This is a genomic window from Frankia sp. ACN1ag (genome assembly GCF_001414035.1).
Taxonomy (GTDB): Bacteria; Actinomycetota; Actinomycetes; order Frankiales; family Frankiaceae; genus Frankia; species Frankia torreyi.
On sequence record NZ_LJPA01000020.1, the window covers coordinates 119,448 to 127,587 of the forward strand.

The 8,140-nt window shown below is 69.1% G+C and carries 5 protein-coding genes and 2 pseudogenes; all 7 read right to left on the reverse strand.

What is annotated here, in order from left to right; genetic code table 11:
* Positions 1–2: 2 nt before the first annotated feature.
* Positions 3–2,003, reverse strand: a pseudogene (locus UK82_RS38670) (BREX system P-loop protein BrxC); the annotation flags it as partial.
* Position 2,004: 1 nt separating this feature from the next.
* Positions 2,005–3,620 (reverse strand): annotated as a pseudogene (brxC, locus tag UK82_RS42895) (BREX system P-loop protein BrxC); the annotation flags it as partial.
* A 10-nt stretch (positions 3,621–3,630) separates the two neighbouring features.
* Positions 3,631–4,287: a DUF1788 domain-containing protein gene (locus tag UK82_RS18910; RefSeq protein ID WP_055408454.1), complete on the reverse strand. Its 657-nt coding sequence runs from the start codon at positions 4,285–4,287 to the stop codon at positions 3,631–3,633.
* Positions 4,284–5,039: a hypothetical protein gene (locus tag UK82_RS18915; RefSeq protein ID WP_201784217.1), complete on the reverse strand. Its 756-nt coding sequence runs from the start codon at positions 5,037–5,039 to the stop codon at positions 4,284–4,286. Before UK82_RS18915 ends, UK82_RS18910 begins: the two co-directional genes overlap by 4 nt.
* A gap of 23 nt (positions 5,040–5,062) precedes the next feature.
* Positions 5,063–5,671 carry a BREX-6 system BrxE protein gene (gene brxE / locus UK82_RS18920; RefSeq protein ID WP_201784218.1) on the reverse strand — a complete coding sequence of 203 codons (609 nt, stop codon included), beginning with the start codon at positions 5,669–5,671 and terminating at the stop codon, positions 5,063–5,065.
* Complete coding sequence (locus tag UK82_RS18925) at positions 5,668–6,129, reverse strand: hypothetical protein (protein ID WP_152989944.1); 462 nt, start codon at positions 6,127–6,129, stop codon at positions 5,668–5,670. The genes brxE and UK82_RS18925 overlap by 4 nt, the downstream gene beginning before the upstream one ends.
* A gap of 1,637 nt (positions 6,130–7,766) precedes the next feature.
* Positions 7,767–8,140, reverse strand: a 374-nt coding sequence (locus UK82_RS18935; RefSeq protein ID WP_173667318.1) for a transposase, incomplete at its 5' end; no start/stop codon positions are given.

Here is an 8,140-nt window from a genome sequence, read left to right on the forward strand (position 1 = left end):
GTTCACAGCAGCCGCACCCGGGTGCCGGCCTGGATCTGGTCGAGTAGCCTGCCCCGGATCTCCTCAACGAGCGCCTGTACGTCAGCCTCTGTAGCAACCTCTCGATTGCGCAGCCGCAGGTCGACAGTGGTGATGAGCGGCCTATCGCCCGCGCTCAGGATGTCGTCGAGGAGGTGGTTCGCCTCGTCCTCGGCGCGCTGCAGCGCGAGCGTGAACGGGTCAGCCAGGGCGGTGAGCGCAGGCGCAACCGCCTCGGCGGTGGTGTTGGTGACGGCCCTCGTGAAGGGGCGCAGGACGTCGTGTGACTGATCGGCCGTGAGAGTACTGAAGCCCGTGCGCGCCCGGACCCGGCCGCGGGCCGCCTCCGCCTCCCGTTCCTGCCACTGGAGCAGCCGCTGCCTCTCCGCGCTGTAGCAGGCGCGGATCTCGGTGAGATCCGCATCGAGCTCGCCGATCCCGAGCCAGGGCCGCTCCGCCGAGAGCTGGCTGGAGATGCGCGTCGCGGCTTGCGTGACATTCGTGGGCTCGATGCCCGCTGCCGCGAGCTGACCTGCCTCGTGGTCGAGCACGCGGCGCGCGTCCCCAACGGATTGGATGGCATCGTCCGTCAGCTCCGCGCCGTAGAGCTGCAGGGTGGTCACACCGTCCCGTAGTGCGTCCAGGTTCCTCTTGACCTCCTGCACGGTCGGCCTGGTCTGCCGGCAGTTCCTGAGACACTTCTCCAGGGCCTCGCCGAGCCGATCGAGCGCCGCTGGTCCCTCAGGCGAGCCTGGCAGCTGGCTGAGCCGACGCTGGATTTCGCGGAGTTGTTGCGCGAGGAGGGGAAAGTGCTGCACGACCGCGTTGGCGATCTGGTCGTCCTCGCGATCAATGTGGGTCTGGAGGCGGTCCTCGAAGAACCGGCAGATGCGCGCTCGCGACTGAGGGCCGATGTCGTCCTGGCCGGCGGGGAAGATGGTAGCGCGCCGGAAGTCTCGATCCCGCTCGAAGAGGTCGCGTACCCCGGCGTCGCGGATAGCGGTGATCTCGTCGCCGCCCTCGGGCTGCAGGCGCACCTTGCCGGCGCGGAGCAGGCCCGCGACGCAGGCCTTCACGACGTTCGCCGTGTAGCCGTAGGGCGGGCCGCCGAACCGGGCCAGCAGCGCCGTGCCGCTGAGCCCGCCCTCGGACTCGATGTACTCCTGAACGCGGCGAGGCACGACACCGCCGCACGAGGGGACGTACCGTCCGGCGTCGAGATCGAGGATGCCCAGGTCGCCGGTGAGGAACTTGGTTGACGGACCGGAGAGCTCGGCCGCAACAAGCTGGAGCAGCTCCGATGGCTGGACCTGCACCGTGATGAAGTGCGGGAACAGGTCTTGCAGCACCCGGTTCGCGGCCTGGTGCAGCGCGACGGCGAACGTCGCACCGTAATCCGGTGGCGAGATACCGCGGCCCCGGAAGTACATCTGCCCGGCCATCCACGCGGCCGCGATGGTGTCCGTCGCGCGCTTGTCGAGGTCCTCGGCGCGGTTCTCCTCCTGCTGGAGCAGGAGCCTGCGAGCCGGATTGAGTGAGTCGCGGCGCACCTTGTACTTCTTGACCATGGCGCGCGAGCGGTGCAGCTCCCGCGCGCACTCTCTGACGGCCTCACTGTCGCCGGAAAGCCAGACAAGGCGGTCGTGGAGCGCAGCCTCGCCGCTCCTGGTGATCCACGTGGTCGCGGTGCGCTCTTCGAGGGGCAGGTAACGAAAGTCGATGCGGACGGCGGCGTCGTCACGCGGGTCAAGGAGGGTGACATCGTCGGCGCGGCGGCCGTCGGAGAACCGGCCGGCCCAGGGGAACGTCCGGCCTTGCAATTGCGGGCGGTCCGGGGTTGCGAGCAGGTACTTGAGCCCATCCTGGACGATCTCGCTGAGGGCCTCGCGCGGGGCGGGGATGTCGCGACGCTCGCGCTCCCACTCCTCGCCCGCCGAGGATTGGAGCTTGTAGCCGTGCTTTTCCGAGTACCCGAGGAGGTTGCGNCGGCGCAACTCTTCCAGCGCCTCGGTCACGGCCGCCACCTGGTTACCGCGGTCGACCCGGTCATAGAGGCACTGCGCCACGAGCCGGGCGTCGGTGGCCTGGGTCTCCTGGATCAGCTCCAGCAGCGCCACCGCCTTGGCCGCCCGCACCAGGAACCGGTCTTCGTCGGCGGTGCACTGGCCCAGCAGGCGGGCCATCGAGTCCTGCACGTCGGCGTCGAGGGCGGTGTGCTGCACCTCGTAAATCTGGTCGAGGGTCACCAACTCGCCGACCGGTCGCTCAGCGAGGCGCTGATCGCGGAAGAGCTCGCCTAGGAGCTGGAGCAGGCCGCGGATCGCCTGGTCGTCGCCCTGTGCCCGGGTCGAGCGGGTCCGCAGGGCGGTGGTGATCTGCAGGACCAGGTCGATCTGCCCGGGGAGCATCGGGTAGACCTCGATGAACTCCTCCGGGGTCACCGACTCGCAGCCGTAGGCGTAGAGCTTGAGGTCGGGCCGGTTGCTCTCGAAGAGGGCGCGGAGAGGCTCCTCGGCGTCGGGCCGTTTCTGCAGCAGGCGCCGGTGGACGACATCCTTGATGTTGGTTGGCGCCAGGTGGACGCGGAGCCCCGGCGGGAAGCGGTCCCGCGCCCAGATGAGGAAGGAGTCGTCCGCCTCCTCGTCCAGCATCTGCTGTCCGAGCGCCAGCAGCCAGGCCCGTCCCCGGAGCGTCGCGCCGAGTGCCGTCGCGAAGGCGCGCAGCCGGTCAACCCGGTCCTTGTGGGAGAGGACGTACTGGGAGACCTCGTCGATGACGAGGAAGAGCGTGGCGTCCGGGCGACGGAACTTCAGCATGTCGCGGATGGCCGCCACGGCCTCCTCGGGCGACTCAGAGCGTGCGTGCGTACCACCCCTGCTGAGGAACCAGGCCATCGGGTCGGTGTACCGGTCGGGATACAACTTGCTCATGACGAGCGAGAAGACCTCGTCGGCCATCGAGTTGCCCTTCACGGCGGCCCAGGGCTCGCCGAGTACCTCCTGGACCTTCTCCTCGAAGCGGGACCACTCGCCGTCGCGCTCCAGGCGCAGCTCGAAATCCCCGACGAGAGGCTCCGCGCAATAGCCGAGCCGCCGCTGGACCTGCCGGATCGCCGCCGCGTGGACGTGCTCCCCGTCGCGGGCGACGGACCCGACATCGAAGACGACGGCCAGCGGATCGATCCGCTGCCGCAACTTCTGCCAGGCCCCGCGTAGCTCGGCGGAGTTCGGCGAGGTGTCCCGCGCCAGCCAGGCCTCGGCGAGCGAGCCGCCGTCCGGCAGCGCGACACCGTCGAGGGACAGGCCGAGCAGCTTGGCGAAGCTCGACTTGCCGGAGCCGTAGAACCCGGAGATCCAGGCGTTGGGCAGGTCGGGGCCACCAGGCTTGCCGAGCGCCGCGGTGATGCCCGTCAGCAGCGCCACGTACTGCTCGTGGATGCCGCGCGGTACCCGGCGATGGTTCGGGTGGTTCTCGGGCCAGCCGCCGGTGACGATGTACTCGGAGACCTCGCCGGCGAGCTTGTCCGGTCCCTGCTCGTGAAAGTAGACGACGGGCGGGATGTCCCGGGTGACGTCGGAGGCAAAGAGGTCTCGAATCAGCATGGCGCCCCTCTCATGGATAGATCCGTGGCCGGTAGTCGTTGTCCGGATTGAGGACGCCCATGAAGGACAGCCCCGTCGGCCCCCGGCGCTCACCCGGATAGAGCAGGACGACCGGGACGTTCCGCGTCCGGCCGTCGAGGTGACGCAGCAGGGCCGACGACCGGATGAAGGGGTAGAGCGCGCCCGCGCGCCCGATGAGGGCCACCGTCCGGTCGATGCTGTCAGGATGGCTGTCGGCGTACTCGCAAATCAGCCGGGAGCAGTCCGCCGCGATCCCGTCCGGTCCCTCGATCAGCGGCGAGACCTTCTCCTTGAGGTAGTTCAGCCCGCGTCCCGGGTCGATGCCGGCCAGGCGTCTCTCCATGGCCACGACGCGGTCAACCCAGTCCTGGCCCTGCGCCCTGACCCGGTCAAGGAACAGCTTCTGCAGGCTGATCGAGATGACCATCCAGCCGTTCGCGACCAGGTCGGCGGTCAGGTGCTGCACCTCGCCGCGGAGCCTGAACTCCTCGGCCGGCTCGTATTGCACGATGGCGAAGCGGTAGTTGCGCATCGTGCTGATGCGTGGGCCGTCCTCGTGAATGAGGTCCCGGCGCAGTGCGGTGAACGCCTCGTGCAGGGTTGCATGCTGGAACAGCGGGCTCTGTTGGAACAGGGGCACGGTCACAGCGCGGCCCCGGCCAGGCTCGAGGTGCCATCGCGGAGGGTCGCCGCCGCCCAGGAGCGCAGGTTCTGGTGGCGCCAGCCAAAGTCGGTGAGATCCCCCTGCCGCCCGAACGCAAGGCCGGGAAGTCCGCGCAGGCGCTCTGCGAGGATGGCGCCGTCAAGGCCGACTGATCTCAGGTACGGGTTGTCGAGGAGGCTGCCCTCGAACTCCGTCTCGCGCAACAGGTACAGGAGATACTCAAGAGCCTCGTCCGGCACGCGCGGCGTCCCAATGGGGCGCGGATCCCGGTTAGACGTCACCGCGGTAGCTGAGTACGCCGCAGACAGGAGCTTGCTGGCGAACTGGATGCGCATCGTCATCGTCCAGTGGCTGGGGCCGTGCAGCCCAACCCAGGCGGCCACGAGGTCCCGAGTCACCTCGGGCCGGCCCCCCGCACGGCGCTCCGCCAGGTAGATGCCCGTGAAGCGCCGGTAGAGCGGGTCGCTGAGCTGCAGGTGCCAGTGGCAGATAACCCGACGCGTCTCCGGCAGCATGTGCTGCCAGCCGTGAAGGACGGCGAGTGCAGCAGGGAAGGCGCTGAAGCGGGCCCGCATGTTGGCGAGAAGAACCTCGACACGCGCCAGGCTCCGGGCGCCAAACCAGTACTCGTCGAATGCCCGCTGGGCACTCGCGCTCGTGGCTCCGTCGGCGCGGGCCCAGAAGGCGCGTGAGTCCTCCACCTCGAGGGCACACCGCGACAGCCGCGTGTGCACGAGGGTCGTCTCGCGCGGGGCCGTCACAGGGCCCTCTTGAAGTGGGGAAGCGGATAGCGCTCGGCTGCCGGCGCCAACCCTGCGACGAGCCTGCGTGCCTGCTGCCCCACGGCAGTTGGGAGACTCCCGCTGAGCCGCCGCCCGGTCGGGGAGGCGGTTCCGCCTGCCTCGCCATGGCCGGCGACCCAGTCCCAGAAGCTATCTGGGTGCCAGCCGTCACTGGTGACCGCGAGGCCCGGCAGCGCCTCGTCCGGCGTACGGCCCGAGCGCTTCAGGTCCGCGAGGCGCTCCTCAATCCGCTCGTCCAGTTCGAAGCCCAGGCTGAAGAGCGAGACGATCCGGTCTGGTTCATAGTCACGGCGCCGGAGTTCCGAATCGACCCGCCGGGCGGCCTCGCGCGCGCCTTCGAGCGCGGCCCAGCGCCAGGTGGACGGCAGCAGTCGACGGAACAGGTCTTCCCCGCCGTATTCGGATGTGAGATCGGACCGCCACCAGCCCAGCCTGGGCTCTTCTCCCGTCTCGCCCGCCCACGCCACCACGAGCTGCGAGGTGAGAGCCATGTCGATGTCCGACACCGGAATCGGCTCCCGATGGCTGCCGGCTGGCGCACTTTCCACATCGAACATGCTCATTGTTTGGCCATATCCGCTGCCCGCCAGCGCGTATGAAGCAATGCTCCGCCCCGGGACTGCCCTACCTCGGGCTGGATCCGGTCGAGCACGTCGGCGGGCCGCTGGGTGATCAGGGTGCCGGGATCGATGTCTCCCAGGAGGAACCGCGGCCGTGGCTGGCTGAGCATGTGCCCGTGGACGGCGTCGTTCTGATGGGCGTACGGGCGCAGAGGGCGCGTGGCCAGCACCGCAGAGCGGATGCGGGGCACAGCGTGCTGCCTCCCACATCCCCACAGGGCCGTCAGCGCCCGCGCGGGGTCGCCACCACGGTCGTTGATCGGGACCAGCCCGCTGGCCAGCCGCTGCTCGGACAGCAGGATCCGGCGCGGCTCGCCAGCGTCGAGGACGAAGAGCTCGATCGCTCCGTCGTCTGCCCAGTCGGCACCCCGGACCGTCTTCAGGGTGCCGTCGACACGCACCTGCCGTCCCTCAGCCGGCAACTCGATCACCATAGGCCCCCCGGTCCACTTGGTCATGGCACACCCGCAACTCCGACGGGAGCCCTCCGGCGCCACGAGGCTGCAAATTTATGCGTAGTGCATACTTTCAGCCACGATAAGGCGACATGAACCCGGCCTCTCGCGAACCCAGGACAGCTCACGGGCCGTGTTCGGGGAGGGGCCAGGGCGGCTACTCCAGCAGGTACGGGTCTGGCGAACGTCACCGTCAGCGGCGGTGAACGGACGGTGGTATCCGGCCGTAGGGGCTTATACGAGCACGTCAGGTGACGTGCCCACGATGCGCGACGGTGTCCTCACGGGTGCACAGGTGCTACAGGCGGCGGCCGATCGACACCGCCATCGGCGGAACGCGGGTCGTGGTTGACCTGCGGGGTTCGCCGGTACCGCTGTGTCGAGACCGGCCGTGTGGTGGTGACGTTCGCCGAGCAGGTCTTGGGGGCCGACCCATCCGCACGCCACCAAACGGTCGCCGCCGGGTTCGCAAAGCGAACCCGGCGCACCCAAGCAGCCGTGCACGCCCTGCTGGATGCGGGAGACACCCAGTAGGCGATCGCGCGCCAGCTGGGCAGCAGACGGCGCACCGTGGCCCGCTTCGGCAGGCCGCTTGGTTCAAGGACCTCTTCCGCGGCCAGTGGCTGAACCGGCCCACCGGCCTCGGCCGGCTCACCTATAGACCGGTCGCCCGGGGTCTGCACACCCATGCATGGGCATCTGCTGTCAGGCCAGGATCGGTGGTCATCAGCGCCACGCCGACGAGTCTGCGGGTGACCCGCCGTTCGGCTGTGGGACCGGCGGTTGATCCTGGCTCATGTAGCGGTGGTCCAGGTGTTGATCAGGTCGGCGTCGCTGAGCTGCGCTTCCGCGTGGGCCTGGGCGGGAGGTCAAGGAGGATCTCGCCGACGGCCGGACTCGCCGGGGACGACTCGGTCCTGCCGATGCGGGTCCAGTAGGCGGGCAGCTCTTCCTGCAAGACATGGCGGAATGCGGCGCGGGCGTCGGGCAGGGCGATCGGGTGGCCGGCGAGTTCGGCGCATAGGTCGGCCAGCGGCCAGGTGATCAGCGTGCCGTAGCGGGCAAGGTAGTGGCCGACCGAGTGCAGATCGTACTCGTCGGGGTAGTCGAGCAGAGCGTAGCCGATCAACTGGTCGAGGTCGCTGCGGGACAGGCTCATCGTCCGGGTGCCGTCCTTGCGGGGGCTGCCCCCTTGGCTGGCCTTGATGTCCAGCAACAGCCCGTTGACGATCAGGTCGGCGTCGGCGTTGAGATCTTCACTGCCGGCGAACGTCGGCCCGGACTCGCCCGGCTGGCCAGCCAACGCGGGCAGCAGTGATTCGCAGGCCAGGTCTCGCATCGCGATCAGGTCGGCGACCTCGTCGGCTNTGGCCAGCGCTGCCAGATCGCGCGGGCCGGTTCCCTCGGTGAGCTGCGTGAGTCGCGATCCGAGCAGCGCGGCTGGGTTGCGCATGGGTTCGACGAGCAGCGCCAGCGCGTAGCAGAGCCGGGCCATCCACGGGGCGGGACGGTCTCGCCATACCGCTGGGTCGATCGCATGCAGGGTGAGTTGGTCGTCGACTCCGCCTAGTAGACCGTCGCCACTAATGTTTGGGGTATAGGTGGCGGAGTTTGGTGCGGGCGTCGGCGGTGGTGAAGTGCCAGTGGACTTGGCGCTGGTCGGCGTTGACGGCTGTCTGCCAGGCGGCGAGTTCGGTGTTGAGCACGTCGAGGTCGTCGATGCGGCGGTCGAGGCATTGGCGGGTCAGTGCGGCCAGTTCGATCTCGGCGATGTTGAGCCAGGAGCCGTGTTTGGGGGTGTGGTGGATCTCGAGGCGCCCGGCGAGAGCGAACGCGACGGCGGGGTCGAAGGCCTCGTAGAGCGAGGCGATGCCGTGGGTATTGAGGTTGTCCATGACCAGCACCACCCGCTCGGCGTGGGGGTAGTCGATGGTCAGCAGGTGCCGGACCTGGTGGG

Excerpts from the sequence above, each read along its gene's own strand:
- brxE (WP_201784218.1), bottom strand. The coding sequence starts at position 5,671 with ATGAGCATGTTCGATGTGGAAAGTGCGCCAGCCGGCAGCCATCGGGAG.